This is a genomic window from Tissierella simiarum, assembly GCF_018917865.1.
GTDB classification, from domain to species: domain Bacteria; phylum Bacillota; class Clostridia; order Tissierellales; family Tissierellaceae; genus Tissierella_C; species Tissierella_C simiarum.
Genome location: NZ_JAHLPM010000026.1, coordinates 1 through 19,059, shown reverse-complemented (window position 1 = coordinate 19,059; position 19,059 = coordinate 1). Strand labels below are relative to the sequence as shown.

The following is a 19,059-nucleotide window of genomic DNA, read 5'->3' as shown; positions in this document are numbered from 1 at the left end:
ATTCTCCCCTCCTATTCTGACCTTTTTATTGCCCCAACAGGACACACTTGTGAACAAACACTGCACCCAACACAACTATCTGGATCAATTGAAGATTTTAATTTTTCGTGCTGTTCGTATTTTTTCATTCTAATAGGAGGACAATTAGTTTTTACGCAAGATCTACAGCCTATACATATATTTGGATCTACATAATAATAGGGTTCTTTAATTTTATATCTTAAAGCACAAGGTCTAGTAGTTATAATTACAGAAATACCTTTCTTTTTAGTTTCTCCTTGAATGGTTTCCTTTAACTTCTTGTAATTAAATTGATCTACTTCTACTACATTTTCTATTCCCATTGTATTTAATAAATCTTTTATGGAAATATGCATATCTTCTTTCTCGTTATATCTTCCAGAACTAGCATTATGCTGACCTCCTGTCATAGCTGTAGTTCTATTGTCTAACACAATAAAAGTCATGTTATCGTCTTCATCCATTTGGTGAAGTAAGTTTGCAAACCCTGGCATTCCTGAGTGGAAGAAAGTACCGTCTCCTATTACTGCAACTATTGGATCCTCGTCATTATTCCTTCTCATAGCCTTATTCATGCCCTTAGTTATTCCAACACAAGCGCCCATACTAATCATTATATGTGAAGCCTCAAAAGCTGGAAGCACTGACATAGAATAGCAACCTATATCTCCTACCACTTTTACCTTCATCTTTTTAAGTACATCAAATACTGGTCTATGAGGACATCCAGAACAAAACATTGGAGGCCTAGAAACTATTTTTGGCTTTTCTATGGAATTAGGTTCTCCTTTTATAACTCCAGCATTTATTAAACCCTTTTCTATATCTTCTATGTGTAGTTCTCCTGTAAAAGAAAAATATTTCTTACCTTCACAAGATATTCCCTTTAATATTAGTTCGTTTTCTATAAAGGGCATCATTTCTTCTAGTACTATTATCCTTTTATATCTTTTGCTCAATTCTTCTATCTTTTTTGTTGAAATTGGATATACCATTCCTAGCTTATATATGGAAATTGGCAAATTCAATTCTTTTAAATTATAATACATCAGTCCTGAAGTAACTATTAATATATCAGCTCCTTCCTTTTCTTCAAGAAGATTTATAGGAGAATCATAAGCATATTCTTCTAATTTTTCTAGCCTTTCTTTCATAAAATATTGAGCTTTAAAAGTGTTTGGGGGAAGCATAGTGTATTTTTCTTGATCTATTTTAAATCCTAAAGGTATTTTATCTTCTCTATTTTCTAACTCTACTATTCCCCTACTATGGCACACCCTACTAGTTATATCCACCATTACTGGCATATGATATTTTTCACTTAAATTAAGTCCTTCCTTCATAAAGTCCTTAGATTCTTGACTATTTCCTGGATAAAGAACTGCCATGTTGGCAAATTTTCCAAAGATTCGATTGTCCTGTTCATTTTGAGAACTTGCCATTCCTGGGTCATCTCCAGTTACCAATATAAATCCGCCATTGATATAGGTTTGGGTAAAGGTCATTAAAGGATCAGCAGCTATATTTACTCCTACATGTTTCATAGAAGCCATACTTCTTGCTCCATAAAAAGAACCACCTATTGCTACTTCCAAAGCCACCTTTTCATTGGTTGAAAACTCTCCATATACTTCTTCATATTCCTTCATACTCTCCATTATTTCTACTGTAGGCGAACCAGGATAACTAGCAGCTATTCTGCCTCCAGCTTCATAAAATCCTCTAGCAATAGCCTGATTCCCTGTAAGTACTGCTTTCATAGAATACCCTCCTTTTTTCTTTTTTGTTTAATACCCTAGTATATTCACGTAAAACAAAAACACTACTATTTTCAATATAGAATAATCTTTTCTACATTAATGAATATTATATATATTTTTGCTAACACTATTTTTATTAACTATCATTAACGTAAGGTGAGATAAAATATGTCTAAATTTAAAGAGTATAGTCTGTCTAAATCCCTTGATTCAAATATAGAAATGATTAAAAAAATATTTAATAATAATGATGATACATTGATTATCAGATCATTCCAAAACCAACATAATAACAGCCTTAAATGTTGTATATTCTTTATTGAAGGAATGGTAAACAATGAGATTATTAATGAGAATATCATCTTACCTATTGTAGAAACTTCAATACCATCAATAAAATCAAACTTCATTGAATATCTACAATATCAAGTAATAGTTTCAAATAATCTTCAAAAAACAGATAGCATAGATCAACTGATTGAAGCTGTTATTAGTGGCAATACTATACTTTTTGCAGAAAATTCATTAGAAGCCATCATTATAGATACAAAAGGATGGCAATCAAGGGCTATTGAAGAACCTATAGTTGAAAGAGTATTACGTGGTCCAAGAGAAGGTTTTACAGAATGTATAATGGTAAACCTAGCTTTAATAAGAAGAAAGTTAAGAACAAGTGATCTTAAGTTTGAATTTACGACTCTCGGAGAAAGAACAAATACAAAAGCTTGCATATGTTATATCGAAGGTTTAGCCAATGAAAAAATATTAAAAGAATTACATAAAAGACTAGAAAGCATCTCTATAGACGGTGTTTTAGATGTAAATTATATAAATGAACTTGTTAGTGATTCTCCATTATCCCCTTTTGAAACAACGGGAAGTACTGAAAGACCTGACATTATAGCAGCCAAATTACTTGAAGGACGTATTGCTCTTGTTCTTGACGGTACACCTGTTGTTATGACAGTACCTTATTTGTTCATAGAATATTTTCAATCAAATGAAGATTATTATTTAAATTATTATTTCGCTTCTATTGGAAGAGTTCTAAGAATATTTGGTTTTATTGCATCTATAAGTATTCCTGCTGTCTATTTATCATTAGTAGCATTTCATCAAGAAATGATACCAACTCCCTTGATTATGAGTATATATGCAGCAAGACAAGGTGTTCCTTTTCCTACAGCGATAGAACTAATAGTCTTACTGATTACTTTTGAAATATTAAGAGAAGCAGGAACACGAATGCCTTCATATATAGGCCAGGCGTTAAGTATTGTAGGAGCTTTGGTATTGGGATCCTCTGCTGTTGAAGCTAGACTTGTTAGTGCCCCTATAGTAATTGTAGTAGGTCTTTCAGGAATAACAGGACTTATGATACCTAAAATTAAAAGTGTTTCTGTCACAATGAGATTTATATTCTTGTTTCTCTCATCACTACTAGGTTTATATGGCTATATCTTTGGTATGTCAGCACTTCTAATACATTTATTTAGTATACGTTCTTTTGGCGTGCCATATATGTCAAATTTAACCTCATTACATCTACAAGAATTAAAGGATACAACTATAAGATCACCTTGGTGGTATATGAAAGACCGACCTGGTTCTCTATCTAAAAATCTTAGAAGAACTTCAAGGGGGCAAAGACAATGAATAAATCTTTTATCCTACTTTTCGTTATTATAATTACAAGTACATTTCTACTTACAGGTTGTTGGAACTATAATGAGGTTGAGAAATTAGCTATAGTTTCTGGTGTGGCTATTGATAAAAACGAAAAAGATAATAAGTTTGAACTTACCGCGGAAGTAATTGACTTAAAATCAACTCAGGTAGGAGGTAGATTTAATTCTCAAAGAATTCAATCAGATGGAGATACAATACTAGATGCTATTAGAAATATGATAAAAATTTCGGCTAAAAAACTATATTGGAGTCATGCAACAACTTTTATCTTAAGTGAAAATGTTGCTAAAGAAGGTATCCTGCCAGTTTTAGACTTTATAGCTAGAGATAAAGAACCTAGACTCTCTATTAATATATTCGTATCCAAAGAAAAAACAGCAGCGGAGTTATTGTCTCAACAAAGTATATCAACAGAAATACGTTCTTTTGAGATGGATTATATGCTTTTGGCAAACGACAGCTTATCAAAGGTTCCAGAAGTACAAGTTTATGAATTCATGAATGATCTCTCTAATCAAGGAATTTCTCCAGTACTTCCTACCCTTGAAATTACATTGAATGAAGGAAAGAGAACTGCTGAATTGGGTGGAACTGCTGTATTTAAAAAGGATAAATTAGCTGGGTTTTTAACTCTTGAAGATACAAAGTTTCTTCTCTTTGTTAAAGACAAAATAAAGGGAGGTTTATTAATAGTAAACGACAAAGAAGGAGAGTCTCCTCATGTTGTAACATTAGAAATATTTAAAAATAAAACAAAGATAATACCTAATTACTCAAACGGGCAACTATCAATAGATATACGAACAAGAACAGATGTAAGCATAGCAGAAGAAGATACCACTAAAAATTATATCGATGAAAAAGGTAGAGCAGAATTGAGAAAAAAAGCAGAAAAATATTTGGAAAGAAATATCGAAAGGGTCATTAAGCAAGCTCAGCAAGAATTCGACTCAGATATCTTTGGATTTGGAAACACTATTATGAGGAAAAGGCCTGATTTATGGAAAGAAATCGGAAAACAATGGGGTAGCATCTTCCCGGAATTAAAAATAAATGTAGATGCAGACATACATATTAAGAGTAGTGGACATATTCTAAAACCAATTCAAGTAGGTGATTAAGTATGGCTATAATTATATTTTATTCACTATTTTATCTTACTTTTATATTTATTGATCTTATTCCAATCTATAAAAATAAGCAACGGAAACTATTCTGGATATATTTAATAATGACTCTATTTTCTTATACTATCATTATATTAATAGGTGTTGGTGTAAGAATTCCGAGTCCTGCATTAATTATAAAAGATGTAATTACATCAATATTCCAATTATAATTTATATTATATTTAGTATTAGGAGTGAAAGTTTAATGAATAAAGAAATAATTTCAACGAGACAATATATATCTATGATAGTCATGTTTATAGTAGGCACCACTTTCGTAGTAGGCGGACAACATAAAATTAAGCAAGATGCTTGGATTGCAATTTTAGTAGCCTTGATTATGTCTTTACCTTTGATTTTCATTTACGGAAGACTTCTTCGCCTTTTTCCTAATAAAAACTTGTTTGACATATTTGAGAAAGTTTTTGGAAAAGTAGTTGGAAAAATAACTATCTTAATATATACTTTCTATTTTTTTCACTTGGGATCTTTGGTTATAAGAAATATAACTGAATTTGTCCAAGTAGTTTCTTTTCCTGAAACCCCTCAATTCTTTGTAGCATTATTTTTAGGAATATTGTCTATTTATATGGTTAAAAGCGGTACTGAAGTGTTGGGAAGATGGACAGAATTTTTTCTTCCATTTATCTTATTTGTACTTATGGTAACAATTTTATTATCTGGGACAAAGTTTAATTTTTCTAATTTACAGCCTATATTATATAATGGATGGAAACCAGTTATAAGCAATGCTTTCTCCATTTTCTTTTTTCCTCTTGGAGAAATAGTCATATTTACATTCCTCTTTGATTCCTTAAAATCAAAAAACAGTGCCTTTAAAATATATTTATTATCTTTAGTCATAAGTAGTGCTATTATTCTTATTGTATATATAAGAAACATCTTAGTTCTAGGTATTCCGAATCTATCTCAAATTTATTTTCCAGCGTATTACTCCGTCTCTTTAATAAATATAGGTGAATTCATTCAGCGTATAGAGATCATTATTTCTATAGTATTTATGCTATCTGGATTTGCGAAAATAAGTGTATGTTTACTGACAACAAGTATTGGAGTTTCAAAACTATTTAAACTTCCCGATTATAAACAGATTTGTGCTCCAATAAGTTTTTTAATGATAAATCTATCAATTATTATTTATAGCAGTACAATGGAAATGTTTGAATGGCTAGAGATATATGAATATTATGCATTACCTTTTCAGATAGTCCTTCCCTTAATTGCTTTAATTACTGCAAGAATAAGGATTTGGTCTGGTAATCTAAAAGTGGAATCTTAGTAGTTTTTTCCTATCAATATCAAATAATAGAACACCACCAATATTGGTGGTGTTCTAAAGCTAGAACTTCCTATTTTATTCTATTTCTTGAAGATTCCTTTTAACCAAGCTATAAATCCTTTTTCTTCTTTCTGTTCAACTTTTACTTCTAATTTTTCTTGCTTTTCTTCACCTTTTATTTCTTCAGTCTTCATAATGAATTTTACACTTCCCTCCATATCTTCACTTATACCTGAGAAGCTTTTATTTTCCTTTGACAGTTCTATTAAACTATCTTTAGTTTCCAATAAATTATTCACATCTACATTACTTCCACTTAATTCTTCACTCATTTTTACTACTGCCTCTTGATGGAAAGTATTCATACCTTCATTTAATTCTTTAGAACCTTCTATAAGTTTATGACTACCTTCATTCAACTTATTTCCACCCTTTGATAATTCTCCTGTTCCTTTAGACAATTCATCAATTCCACTATATAAAGACTCTGATCCCTTTTTTAGCTCGCCTAACCCATTGGTTAATTCATTAGTCCCTTGAGTTAATTCTTTAGTCCCATTACTGAATCCATCTGCTCCTTCTTTAGCTTTAATTGCACTTTCATTAAGTTTATCAGCTCCATCCTTTAAGCCCTCGCTACCTGCCATTAATTGATCTGATACATCTTTTAACCCTTTTGTTCCTTCATTTAATTGTTTTAATCCACTACTTATTTTTACTTGTCCATTATTCATATTATCTATACCTTTAGATAATTCTTTTGAGGCTTCTTCTGCTTCCTTTAATCCTGCTTCAACTTGGTTTAATGCTAGTACCAGTTCATTACTTGAATTCTTTAATCCTTCTAAAGCTATTTTTTGACTTTCCAATCCTCCCATCAATTTGTTAGATAAACTGTCTACTCCAGGAACTTTTCCTATAGCTTCAGCTATTGTTTCCAATCCATTTACTCCTTTTAAAAGCATATCTATTACTTTAGATTCTTTTTCTTTTCCTTTTTTTATCTGTCCTAATGCTTGTAAACTCTTATCTAATCCTTGTGTTAAACTATCTTGACCACTTTTTAATGTTTCTGTTCCTTTTATTAGTTCATCTATTCCACCACCTAATGTTTCAGTAGTTTCTGGAATTTTTTCTACTCCTTTAGCCATTTCCATGGCTCCTTTAGAGAATTCTAAAGATTTATTTCCAAATTCTACTGCTCCCTGACTAATATTAATAAAGCCTTCTCCCAACTGTCCTGCACTTTTAGAAAGTACATTTACGCCTTCGTCTATTTTTTTACTTCCTTCATAAGTAGTATTTATTCCTTCTTTTAATTTTAATGATCCTTCCTTTAAGGAATTGGCTCCTGTATTTATTCCATCTATTCCTGTAGTCAATTCGCTTATTCCTTTTTCTAACTCTACCTGTCCATTAAACAACTTATCTGTAGCTTCCGTTAATTTTTCTGAAGCTTCTTTCATTTTATCTATACCTTCTATTAATTCACCTACATCTCCTACATCATCTAATTCATTGATCTCTGGTATTTGTGATAATGCTGTAATCATAATAGGTTTCATTTGAAAATCTACTACATCTGCATTGATTTCTAAAGTATTAGGTAAATCTACTAATTTTTTATTTAAGCCTAAACTTTCATCAAAACCAGGTAATGTAACAAAAGTAATGGCTTTATTACTTCCATCAGATACTATTTTTCCTGTATTGGTTTCAATATTAGTAAATTTATCTATTGGTAAATTTACTAATGTAGCCACCATATAAGGGGTATATGCTCCTTTATTTTCACCATTCTTTAATGTTATAGTTTTCTTATCTTTATTAACTACATTTATAACTATTTTAATCTTCCCAGACTTCCCTACTATTTCTTCTGGTAATACTTCCTCTCCCTCTAGAAAGTATTTAATATCTACTTTAATAGGTAACTCCTTATCCGTTTTCCCTTGATAAAATATATCATTTTTATCTGTTTCCCAAAGAATTTTATCATCTTTTATTGTTGGTTTTTCCTCACCTTTTACATTAACTACTTCCTTTAATGTACTTTTGTCCTCTACTTTCCCTAAGGGACTTCCCGAGTGTATCCAAATACTAGATATTATCTCTTCTGGATTCCCACCATTATCTAAATTTACATAAACTGTTTCTTCTTTTGTAACCATATTATCTGCTGATACAAAATTTACTGGTATCATTGTTGTTAACATAGCAATACTTAATGCTATAGATATTTTTTTATTTGTTTTCATATATAATCCTTCCTTTCTCACTCTTTTGTTGATTATTATTAGCCCAGTTTTTAGATGTAGATCTTATTAAACTTTCTCCTGCTATCAATACTCCTGGTAGTACAAATAGTATTACTGCTGTACTTATAAGGGCACCTCTGGCTATCATTGTACTTAAACTCTTTATTATTTCTATTTCTGAAATTACAGCAACTCCTACAGTAGATGCGAAGAAAGTTAGTCCACTAGTTACAATGGATTTGGAAGATTCTTTTACGGCTATTTCCATAGCTTCGAATTTTTCATGACCTTTCTTTATCTCTTCTCTAAATCTAGTAGTCAATAATATAGCATAATCAACTGTAGCTCCTAATTGAATAGACCCTATTACAATTGAGGCTATAAAAGGTATAGCATGGTTTAAATAATAAGGGATACTCATATTTATAAATATAGCTAACATAATCAAAAGTATTAAAAATACAGGAATAGATATAGAAGTAAATACTAACATTATTATGACAAATACAGCTATAGTAGATATAGTATTAACTCTTTTAAAGTCCTCATCTGCTATACCAACTAGGTCTTTAGTAAGTACTCCTTCACCTGTAACTATAGCTTTTTTATCGTATTTCTTAACTATTTTTTCTATATTTTCTATTTGAGCATTTTCTTCTTCTGTAGCAGCTTTAAATTTGGAGTTTACCAATATTTGTTTATAATCTCCTTTTTGAAACTTATCTTTTAGTGCAGCTGGTAAAAAGTCCTCTGGTATACTAGGTCCTATTAATTTTTCATAAGATAATATGTTCTCTACCCCTTCTACCTTATTAATTTCTTCTATCATAGATTTTACCTTATAAGCAGGTACATCTTTAGATAAAATTACCATATGAGTAGTCATCATATTATAATCATCTTTTAACTTTTTTAAAGCTACTATTGAATCCATATCCTTAGGTAAGGATTCATCTAGGTTATAGTATATTTCATTGTTTCTTTCACCATAAAAAGCTACTGCAAATATAAAAATAGATACTATAATAAATGCTTTATAATGTTTTGTCACTAGCTTTGATAACCCATTAAATTCAGGTAATATAGTTCCATGATTGAAACGGTTAATCAATTTGTCAAAGGTTAATATTAAGGCTGGCAGTATTGTAAGTACTGATAATACTCCAAATACAACGCCTTTTGCCATTACAAATCCAATATCTTTTCCAATAGTCAATTCCATTACAGCTATTGCTAAAAATCCTGCTATAGTAGTTAACGAACTTCCCACTATAGAAGAAGCTGTTTTTGCTATAGCTTTAGCCATAGCTTGATTTTTATCATCTATATTTGAACATTCTTCTTCATATCTGTGAAGTAAGAATATGGAATAATCCATAGTTACCCCAAGCTGTAGTACCGCCGCTAAAGATTTAGTTATATAAGAAATTTCCTTAAAGAATATATTGGTTCCAAAGTTATACAGTATGGCATAGCCTATACTTAAAAGTATTATAAAAGGAACTATAGTAGATTCTAAGGTTAACATCAGAACTACTACTGCTAATGCTACAGCCAAAGCTACGTAAATTGGTGTTTGTTTGTCAGCTAAATCTACTGTGTCTTTTAAAACCGCTGACATCCCACTTAGAAAACATTGTTTATCTAGTGTTTTCCTTATATTGTCTATTGCTTCCTGTGTAATTGGAGATGAAGATTCATTACTAAATTGAATCATTACCAAAGTAGAATTTTCCCTAAAAAACATTTCCTTTACTTCATTGGGAAAGATTTCTTTTGGTATAGTAATATCAACGAAATCGTCTATCCAAACTACATTTTCTACTCCTTCTATTCCTTTTATTTTTTCTTTAACTTTTACTACATCTTTTGACTCCATATTTTCGATAACCAACATACCTTTAGCAGAACTATTAAAAACATCATTTAATATTTCCTGCCCCTTTACGGAATCCAAACTCTTTGGCAGATAGGTAAGGATATCATAATTTATTTTAGTTTTTACTGCTCCAAATAAAGAGGGAACTAATAGGATTGTTGCAAATATTAATACTAACCTCCTATGTTTTGCTATAAATAGACCAAACTTGTTCATGTTATCACTCCTAAATTATTTTCAAGATAGTTTCAAAAAGGATAGGCTTCATTTCATCTATTGATTCGGGTTCATTGTAGATTATTGAACTATAACACACAGATCCTGTTAATTCTAAAACCATAAACAGTATTTTCTCCATATGTTCCCTTGTAACATCTGAGCCTTCATATCCTTTTTCAAACATGGTATAAATTTCTTGTATTTCTTTATAATCTTTATAAGCTCTTCTAAAAACTCCCCAGGACAAGTTTTTATAAATAAGCTTTAAAAGTAATCTATCACTCTTCAAATACTCAATTATATAGTCTATAAAGTATGTTAATTTATCTTCAAATACTTCAAAGCTTTTTTCGTTGGTTTCTTTAATAGCTTCACTTAAAACATGACTGCTTTTATTTAATATGATTTTATCCAAGATATCGTATTTATCTTTAAAGTATAGATAAAAAGTACCTTTAGCAACTCCTGCTTTTTTTACAATATCACTTATGGCTGTTTCATTTATTCCCTTTGTAGTAAACAAATCATAGGCAGCAGTATAAAGCGAATTTTCTTTCTCCTTTTTGTTCCTTTCTATTTTGGTTACCAAATAGTATTCACCTCCACCAAATGACCATCGGTCACTTTTATATTTATGATTATACACCTATAATGACCATTGGTCAACTTTTTTATTCACTTATTTTACAAAATAAGGATATAGCCGATAATAGTGCCTTATAGAGCAAATATTTATCATATTAATTAGTTCTTTAGAATAATAATACTTTAAGGAAAATGTTTTCGTCAGAATATTCACGATAAACTAAAAATTGTATTGAAAATTTACTCAATTCATGGTAAACTGAAAAAAAGTAAAATTCAGAATTATGAAATTTGAAAAGGGGGAAATGTCATGAAGAAAAAGTTATCATTATTATTAAGTATTCTACTTATAGCAGCAATTTTAGTAACTGGTTGTTCCAAGTCACCAGACGATCCAGCTATTACTCAAGATCCAGATACACCAGATACTGAAGAAACATCATCTGGTACAAAAATTTTAAGAACAAACAATGGTAGTGAACCAGGCTCACTTGACCCAGCTTTAGCTCAAGGAACTCATGAATCATGGGTACTAGACCATACTTTTGAAGGTTTAATGAAACTAGATAAAAATGCAAAACTTGTTGAAGGTATGGCAAAAGAGTACAAGGTATCAGACGACAGTTTAACTTACACATTTACACTTCGTGATGATATTAAGTGGTCAAATGGCGATCCTGTAACTGCTGAAGATTTTGAATTTTCATGGAAAAGAGCATTAGATCCAGAACTAGCTTCAGATTATGCTCACCAACTTTATTATATAAAAGGTGGAGAAGCATACAACACAGGAGAAGGCTCCGTTGATGATGTAGCTGTTAAAGCATTAGATGAGAAAACTCTAGAAGTAACTTTAGAAGCACCTACTGCATATTTCTTAGAATTAACAGCATTCTACACCCTTTATCCAGTTAATAAAAAAGTAGTTGAAGCTAATCCAGATTGGGCAAAAGATGCTAAGACTCATGTATCTAATGGACCTTTCACTTTAACTGAATGGGAACATGATGCTAGCATTAAAATTAGAAAAAACTCTAACTATTATGACGCTGCTAGTGTAAAACTTGATGGTGTTGATTTTACTATTATTGATGACGAAAACACTACTTGGCAAGGATATGAAGGCGGAGAATATGATTTATTGCTTCCACTTCCACAAGCTGTAGTTGCACAAATGAAAGCTAATGATAATCCAGAATTAGTTATCGGTGGTGAAGTTGCTACTTACTACTATAACTTAAATTCAAAAGTTAAACCTTTTAACAATCCGAAAATAAGAAAAGCTTTGTCTATGACCATTGATCGTCAAACAATCGTTGATAAGATTACTCAAGGTGGTCAAATAGCAGCTGAAGGTGTTGTTTCTTTTGGTATGAAAGATGAAAATGGTAAAGAATACCGTGATGGTGTTGGCCAATTAATAACTTACAATGTAGAAGAAGGTAAGAAATTATTTGAAGAAGGATTAAAAGAAGAAGGAATGACAGCAGCTGATTTCAGCAACTTCTCTATTCTATACAATACCTCTGAAGCTCATAAGAAAATAGCTCAAGCTGTTCAAGAAATGTGGAGAACAAATCTTGGTATTGAGATTCAGCTTGAAAATGTAGACTTCCAAGTTAAACTTGATAGAGAAAAAGCTGGAGATTATCATATCTCTAGAGCAGGATGGATAGGAGACTATATGGACCCTATGACTTTCGTAGAATTATGGCTAAGTTCATCAAGCTTTAATGATGCTAAGTATAATAATCCTGAATATGATAAATTGGTTCTTACAGCAAGAAGTACTGCTGATCAAAAAGTACGTTTTGATGCTATGAGAGAAGCAGAAAAAATGGTTATGGAAGATATGCCTATAATTCCTCTTTATTTCTATACTCAACCATTTGCACAAAAACCATATGTAACAGGAGTATATAAACCACTAGTTAATTATCCAAAACTAACTTATGCTGATATTAATAAATAGTTAGACAATATATAAGAAAGAAGATCGGGTGGCGGATACCGCCTCCTCGGTTTTCTTTTCAATTAAAGGAGAAGGAGAGGTAAAATGAAAAAGTACCTTTTAAAACGACTTATAATGTCAGTAATCACCTTATGGGCAATCACCACTATTACCTTTTTTCTAATGCATGCAATTCCTGGCAACCCTTTTGCTAAAGAAGGTAAAATGCCTAAAGTTGTGTATGAAAATCTTCAAAAAAAATATGGGCTTGATAAACCATTATCTCAGCAATATGTAATCTATTTAAAGAACCTTCTAAAAGGAAATTTTGGAGAATCAATGAAATCTAGAGTTGAAACAGTTAATGATATGATCAGAAGAGGCTTCCCTGTATCAGCACAATTAGGACTTCAAGCTTTACTCGTTGCTTTAATCTTTGGTCCTACTTTAGGAGCATTGGCAGCACTATATCAAAATAAACTCCCTGATTATATATCCATGATAATAGCAATATTAGGAATTTCTGTACCTAGTTTTATTATGGGAACCTTATTCATTCAATTTATAGCTAGAAATGTAAGCTGGATACCTATTGGCGGCTGGGGTACATGGAAGCATACAGCATTACCTTCCCTAGCATTAGCTATGATGCCTTTAGCTCAAATGGCAAGGCTGATGCGTTCTAGCATGTTAGAAGTTTTAGGACAAGATTATATTAAAACTGCAAAATCAAAAGGTATTACCAAGCCTGCAGTTATAATAAAACATGCTGTAAGAAACGCTATACTACCAGTTATTTCTATTCTTGGTACTACAATATCCAATCTTTTAGTAGGAAGCTTTGTTATTGAAAAAATCTTTGGTATCCCTGGACTTGGAATGTTTTTCGTAAAATCTATTAACAACAGAGATTATACACTTATAATGGGTACAACTATTTTTTATGCTATTATTTTAATTGTAATGTTACTATTCGTTGATATTATGTATATGTTTATTGACCCAAGAATTAAACTTACTAAGGAGGGACGTTAATGAAAGCGGAAATGGAAATTAGCAGAGACTTATTTGAAAAAGCATCTTTTGAAGATCGAGATGCCGAGAAAATTAAACGTCCTAGTATTAAATATTGGCCAGATGTATGGCGTAGATTAAAACAGAATAAGTTAGCCATGACAGGACTTATACTTATTATCTTAATGTGTATAATGGCCGTTGTGGGTACTCATATAAATGGCTATAAATATTATGAGCAAAATTTAAATTTAATCAATATTCATCCTAATAGTGATCACTGGTTTGGTACTGATGAACTAGGAAGAGATTTATTTACTAGAGTATGGTATGGAGCTAGATACTCTTTAATAATCGGTATCCTTGCAGCCGCCATAGACTTTGTAATTGGTGTATTATATGGTGGAATTGCTGGTATGGCTACTAGACGTGTAGATGGAATTATGATGCGTATAGCCGAGGTTATTTATAGTATTCCTTATCTACTCATAGTAATCCTTTTATCTGTAGTATTTTCTACAGCTGGAGCTGGAACCTCCATGTTTGTATTAATATTCGCTATGACCTTAACAGATTGGGTACCAATGGCTATTTTAGTTCGTGGTCAAGTATTACAACTAAAAGAAAGCGAATACTCCCTTGCATCAGAATCCTTAGGTGCTTCAAAGGGCTGGATTTTAAAGAATCATATTATTCCAAATACTCTTGGACCTATTTTGGTAAATATAACTCTTACAATACCTAGAGCAATCTTTGCAGAAGCCACCCTTAGCTTCTTGGGATTAGGACTTCAGGCACCTAAGTCAAGTCTTGGAACTTTAGCTAATGATGGATTAGCAGGTCTTGCAGTAGGTAATGCCTACCAAATATTGATACCAGCAATATTTATTTCTCTTATTATGTTTGCTTTCAACGTATTAGGAGATGGACTTCGTGATGCTTTAGATCCAAGACTACGTAAATAAGGGAGGGGCGAAAAAATGGAGAAAGTATTAGAAGTTAAAAATTTACAAATATCCTTTAAGACATTTTTTGGAGAAGTAGAAGCAGTTCGTGGTATTAGCTTTGATGTTGGAAAAAGAGAAACTGTAGCTATAGTTGGAGAATCAGGCTGTGGAAAAAGCGTAACTGCAAATTCTATTATGCAACTTCTTCCTATGCCACCTGCCTTCTTTAAAGGTGGAGAAATAATCTTTAATGGAGAAAATCTTTTAGATAAAACTGAAAAAGAAATGCAAGAAATTCGTGGAAATAAAATTAGTATGGTCTTTCAAGACCCTATGACATCATTAAATCCAACTATGAGAATTGGCAAGCAAATTGTAGAAGGTCTTATAAAACATAAAAAGTTGAATAGCAAAGAAGCAGAAAAAAAGGCTATAGAAATGTTGGAACTAGTAGCAGTGCCCCAACCAGAAAAGAGAATCCATCAATATCCTCATGAATTTTCTGGGGGAATGAGGCAAAGGGTAATGATTGCTCTTGCTATGGTATCTACTCCAAATCTTCTAATAGCTGATGAGCCAACTACTGCCTTAGACGTAACAGTGCAAGCTCAAATTCTAGAGTTAATGAAAAATCTACAAACTAAATTGGATATGTCTATAATACTGATTACCCATGATTTAGGAGTGGTAGCAGACATGAGTGATAGAGTAGTTATAATGTATGCAGGACAAATCCTAGAACAAGGATTGACTGAAGAAATATTTAAGAATCCAAAGCACCCTTATACAAGAAAATTATTGGCTTCTGTTCCTCGTTTAGATATGAGCAGAAATAAACCTCTTCACGCTATAGATGGAACGCCTCCAGATCTTTATGCACCACCTAAAGGCTGTCCTTTCTATGACCGTTGTTCTGAAGCCATGAAAGTTTGTAAATCTTATATGCCAAATTTTGATAATCATAGCAATACTCATATTAGCCGTTGCTGGCTAAACCATCCTATGGCTCAAGAGGCAAACTCTGTAGAAGGAGGTAGAGCATAATGGTAGAACCTTTAATTTCTGCAAGAAACATAAAAAAACATTTTGATGTAGGAGAAGGAATGTTGAAGGCTGTTGATGGAATAAGCTTCGATATTTATCCTGGAGAAACCTTTGGCTTAGTAGGAGAATCAGGGTGTGGAAAGTCCACAGCAGGTAGAACTATTATGCGTCTATATGAACCTACTGATGGAGAACTCTTCTTCAATAACGAGAATATATATACTCTGCCTAGACGTGAAATGCAGCATGTACGAAAAAACTTCCAGATGATTTTCCAAGATCCTTATGCATCTTTAAATCCTAGAATGACTGTAGAAGATATTATAGCGGAACCTTTAGACATACATCAAATGTACAAAAATAAAGAGGAACGTAATCAAAGAGTATTAGAACTATTGAGATTAGTAGGACTAGGTGAAGAACACGTTATGCGTTTCCCTCATGAGTTTTCTGGAGGACAGCGTCAAAGAATAGGAATTGCTAGAGCATTAGCGTTAAATCCTAAGTTTATTATTTGTGATGAACCTATTTCTGCCCTAGATGTATCTATTCAAGCTCAAGTAGTAAACCTTCTTAAAGATTTGCAAAATAAATTAGGTCTTACCTATTTATTTATAGCTCATGACTTATCTATGGTTCGTTATATTTCTGATAGAGTAGGAGTTATGTATCTAGGTCATATGATGGAATTAGCAGACAGTGAAGAATTGTATTTAAATCCAATTCACCCTTATACTAAGGCATTACTTTCTGCTATTCCAATACCAAACCCTGAGATACAAAGAGGCAGACATAGAATCATGCTAGAAGGCGACGTGCCTAGTCCTATCAATCCACCAGAAGGATGTAGATTCGTAGATAGATGTTCTTATGCTGTAGATAAATGTAAACAGGTTACTCCTAAACTAGAAAAAATTAAAGAAAAACACTTAGTAGCCTGTCATAGAGCTAAGGAAATGATAAAATAAAGATAATGGATAGAGGAAAAGTTCCTCTATCCATTATCTTTTTCTACACTTCTCTTTGCCTATACTATTTTTGCAGTGAGTATTAAATCTCTTAACTCTTCAGCTAATTCAGATAAACTTGCACTAAAAGAAGCAATTTGTTCCATAGACGCCGTTTGTTCTTCTGTTGCAGCAGCCACACTTTGAACATTTTGAGCAATATCTTTAGTCATGTGTTCAATAGAATAAGTTGCAGATGCTACATCTTCAGAGCCTAAAGCCACTTGATTTATAGCTTCTGCTATACTTTCTATTTGCTCTGTTACCTTACCTATAAGATTGGCTATTTCACTAAATGAACTAGCAGCTTGATCAACAGTTTCTTTTCCTTTTTCAATTTCTTCTTTATTCATAGCCATACGTATATTAACTTTTTCTATTACATTATTATTCTTTTCAATAATACTATAAATTTTATCAGTAGAATCATTAGTTTCCTCTGCTAATTTTCTAATTTCATCTGCTACTACTGAAAAACCCTTTCCAGCTTCTCCTGCTCTTGCCGCTTCTATGGCAGCATTTAGGGCAAGTAAATTGGTTTGTTCAGATAAGGTTTTAATAACATTGATTATTCCATCCATTTCTTTGGAACTATTATTTACCTCCTCTAAGGATTCTACTACTTCATTTGAACTTTTAGCAATACTTAGCATTTGGTTAATAACTTCCTCTATCTTTTCTTTACCTACATTTGATTTTAAGGCTACTTCACTACTTAGTCCATTTATAGTTTCTGCGTTACTAGTTACTTCTTCTATCTGTGCTGAAATCTCTTCCATAGCAGAAACTACATTTAATATATCCTTCAATTGGTTTTCAGAATTATTAGCAATCTCTCCTGATGATTCAGCTACACTAGAAGCTGCAACTGCTGCTTCTTCAGATACTGCTGTTAATTCCTCTGAAGATGATGCTACTTGTTCAGAAGATTCATTTACTTTATAAACGAAATTTCTCAAATTCATAATTACAGTTTCGTAAGCTTTTGCCATACTTCCAAGTTCATCTGATCTACTTAAAAGATTCTCCTCTACATTTCTTCTCATATCAAGCTCTGCTATTTCACCTATATGTTTAGTTGCTTCTTGAATAGGTTTAGTAATTGAACTACTTAGAAATAAAGAATATATTATACCTATAATTATTGCTATCCCCGTCATAGCAGTAATTATAGCCATAAGTTTATTTGCATCTTTTGTAATTTCACTTTTTTCAACACTAGCAGCTATAGACCAAGCTTTACCACTTAAAGGTGCAAATCCAGCATATTTTTCCATGCCTTTAATTGAATAAGCCTCTATTCCTGACTTCTTATCTATCATTTGTTCAATCATTAGAACTAATTTAGAATGTTTAGGATCTTTTTTCATACTATCTAAAGTAAATTCTCCTGATTCAATAAGTTCTTTATCTGGATGAGAAATAATATCTCCAGCTTCATTTACTATAAAGGCATACCCTGTTTTTCCTATCTTCACATCTTCAGCAATACTATAAAGGTCATCTGCCTTTTTAAATCCTACTAATACACCAATAATTTTGCCCTCATTTACAATAGGAGTAGATATAGCCATCTGCATAACACCTTTACTTCTACTTAAAAATGCTTCAGACATAAAGTTATCACCAGCTTTAGCCTTCAGAAAATAATCTCTATCGGCTATGTTGCTTTCCGTTCCATCTGAAAAAATCATGTTTCCATTTATATCTATAATACCTATGTCTAAATAATCTAAGCGTTCCATTTCTTCTTTTAAAATCTTAGATCTATCTTCCCATTCTGTTTCAAAGTTCTGTATTTTATCATATTTTGCCATGCTCTCCAAGCTTTGAATATATCCTTTGATTCTTTCATCTGCTAATTTTGAAGCATCTGTTGCTTTATTTAGTAAAATTTGATCTATATATAAATTAATACTCCTTTGGAATAAAGTATAAGATAATACTCCTATAGATAGAGTTATCGCTAATATAATTACAATATTTAAAAAACTTATTTTTGTTTTTAAACTTTTAAATTTAAAATTATTAATAGGCTTTCTATCTTGTTTTCTTCTTTTGTTATTTTTTTTCATAAGAATTCCCTCCTTATAATAAAAAGCAGAGTCTCCTCTGCTTTATTTTACCCTCCGAAGAACATTAATAACAGCCCTGCTGCTACAGCTGAACCTATAACTCCTGCAACATTTGGTCCCATGGCATGCATTAGTAAGAAG

General features: G+C 31.8%; 14 protein-coding genes. 8 read left to right on the top strand and 6 right to left on the bottom strand.

Annotated elements, in window-relative coordinates; genetic code table 11:
• Nucleotides 1-11 precede the first annotated feature (11 nt).
• Nucleotides 12-1,781 (bottom strand): thiamine pyrophosphate-dependent enzyme, encoded by a 1,770-nt coding sequence (locus tag KQI42_RS19290; protein ID WP_216522138.1) that lies wholly within the window; start codon nucleotides 1,779-1,781, stop codon nucleotides 12-14.
• A 168-nt stretch (nucleotides 1,782-1,949) separates the two neighbouring features.
• On the opposite strand from KQI42_RS19290, the gene KQI42_RS19285 reads away from it, so the two are divergent.
• The 3 genes from KQI42_RS19285 to KQI42_RS19275 all read left to right on the top strand — a co-directional run bounded on the left by KQI42_RS19285 (nucleotide 1,950) and on the right by KQI42_RS19275 (nucleotide 5,939).
• On the top strand, nucleotides 1,950-3,437 hold the full coding sequence (locus KQI42_RS19285) for a spore germination protein (protein ID WP_216522137.1): 1,488 nt from the start codon (nucleotides 1,950-1,952) through the stop codon (nucleotides 3,435-3,437).
• Nucleotides 3,434-4,591, top strand: coding sequence for a Ger(x)C family spore germination protein (locus KQI42_RS19280; protein ID WP_216522135.1), 1,158 nt, complete (start codon nucleotides 3,434-3,436; stop codon nucleotides 4,589-4,591). The genes KQI42_RS19285 and KQI42_RS19280 overlap by 4 nt, the downstream gene beginning before the upstream one ends.
• Before the next feature lie 253 nt (nucleotides 4,592-4,844).
• Nucleotides 4,845-5,939 carry a GerAB/ArcD/ProY family transporter gene (locus KQI42_RS19275; RefSeq protein WP_216522132.1) on the top strand — a complete coding sequence of 365 codons (1,095 nt, stop codon included), beginning with the start codon at nucleotides 4,845-4,847 and terminating at the stop codon, nucleotides 5,937-5,939.
• Between the two features lie 80 nt (nucleotides 5,940-6,019).
• On the opposite strand, the gene KQI42_RS19270 is transcribed toward KQI42_RS19275, so the two are convergent.
• From KQI42_RS19270 to KQI42_RS19260, 3 genes are read right to left on the bottom strand one after another with little or no spacing between them, the layout of a single operon-like run.
• The gene (locus KQI42_RS19270) at nucleotides 6,020-8,197 is read right to left on the bottom strand and encodes a synaptonemal complex protein 1 (protein ID WP_216522130.1); all 2,178 of its coding nucleotides are present in this window, start codon (nucleotides 8,195-8,197) and stop codon (nucleotides 6,020-6,022) included.
• Nucleotides 8,184-10,292 (bottom strand): efflux RND transporter permease subunit, encoded by a 2,109-nt coding sequence (locus tag KQI42_RS19265; RefSeq protein WP_216522128.1) that lies wholly within the window; start codon nucleotides 10,290-10,292, stop codon nucleotides 8,184-8,186. Before KQI42_RS19265 ends, KQI42_RS19270 begins: the two co-directional genes overlap by 14 nt.
• Nucleotides 10,293-10,302: 10 nt before the next feature.
• Nucleotides 10,303-10,884 (bottom strand): TetR/AcrR family transcriptional regulator, encoded by a 582-nt coding sequence (locus KQI42_RS19260; RefSeq protein ID WP_216522126.1) that lies wholly within the window; start codon nucleotides 10,882-10,884, stop codon nucleotides 10,303-10,305.
• A 306-nt stretch (nucleotides 10,885-11,190) separates the two neighbouring features.
• On the opposite strand from KQI42_RS19260, the gene KQI42_RS19255 reads away from it, so the two are divergent.
• The 5 genes from KQI42_RS19255 to KQI42_RS19235 all read left to right on the top strand — a co-directional run bounded on the left by KQI42_RS19255 (nucleotide 11,191) and on the right by KQI42_RS19235 (nucleotide 16,804).
• Entirely contained in the window at nucleotides 11,191-12,852 is a 1,662-nt protein-coding gene (locus KQI42_RS19255; RefSeq protein WP_216522124.1) for a peptide ABC transporter substrate-binding protein, read from the top strand.
• 84 nt (nucleotides 12,853-12,936) lie between these two features.
• A complete protein-coding gene (locus KQI42_RS19250) occupies nucleotides 12,937-13,866 on the top strand; it encodes an ABC transporter permease (RefSeq protein ID WP_216522122.1) in 930 nt (309 codons plus the stop codon).
• Nucleotides 13,866-14,810 carry an ABC transporter permease gene (locus tag KQI42_RS19245; RefSeq protein ID WP_216522120.1) on the top strand — a complete coding sequence of 315 codons (945 nt, stop codon included), beginning with the start codon at nucleotides 13,866-13,868 and terminating at the stop codon, nucleotides 14,808-14,810. Before KQI42_RS19250 ends, KQI42_RS19245 begins: the two co-directional genes overlap by 1 nt.
• A gap of 15 nt (nucleotides 14,811-14,825) precedes the next feature.
• Nucleotides 14,826-15,836, top strand: a complete 1,011-nt coding sequence (locus KQI42_RS19240; protein WP_216522118.1) for an ABC transporter ATP-binding protein — start codon at nucleotides 14,826-14,828, stop codon at nucleotides 15,834-15,836.
• Nucleotides 15,836-16,804, top strand: a complete 969-nt coding sequence (locus KQI42_RS19235; protein WP_216522116.1) for an ABC transporter ATP-binding protein — start codon at nucleotides 15,836-15,838, stop codon at nucleotides 16,802-16,804. Before KQI42_RS19240 ends, KQI42_RS19235 begins: the two co-directional genes overlap by 1 nt.
• Before the next feature lie 59 nt (nucleotides 16,805-16,863).
• Here KQI42_RS19235 and KQI42_RS19230 read toward each other — a convergent pair whose 3' ends face one another.
• Together KQI42_RS19230 and KQI42_RS19225 are read right to left on the bottom strand one after the other, a co-directional pair.
• Entirely contained in the window at nucleotides 16,864-18,918 is a 2,055-nt protein-coding gene (locus KQI42_RS19230) for a methyl-accepting chemotaxis protein (RefSeq protein WP_216522114.1), read from the bottom strand.
• A gap of 47 nt (nucleotides 18,919-18,965) precedes the next feature.
• Nucleotides 18,966-19,059: sodium ion-translocating decarboxylase subunit beta (locus tag KQI42_RS19225; RefSeq protein ID WP_216522168.1), on the bottom strand; the 94-nt coding region annotated here is incomplete at its 5' end.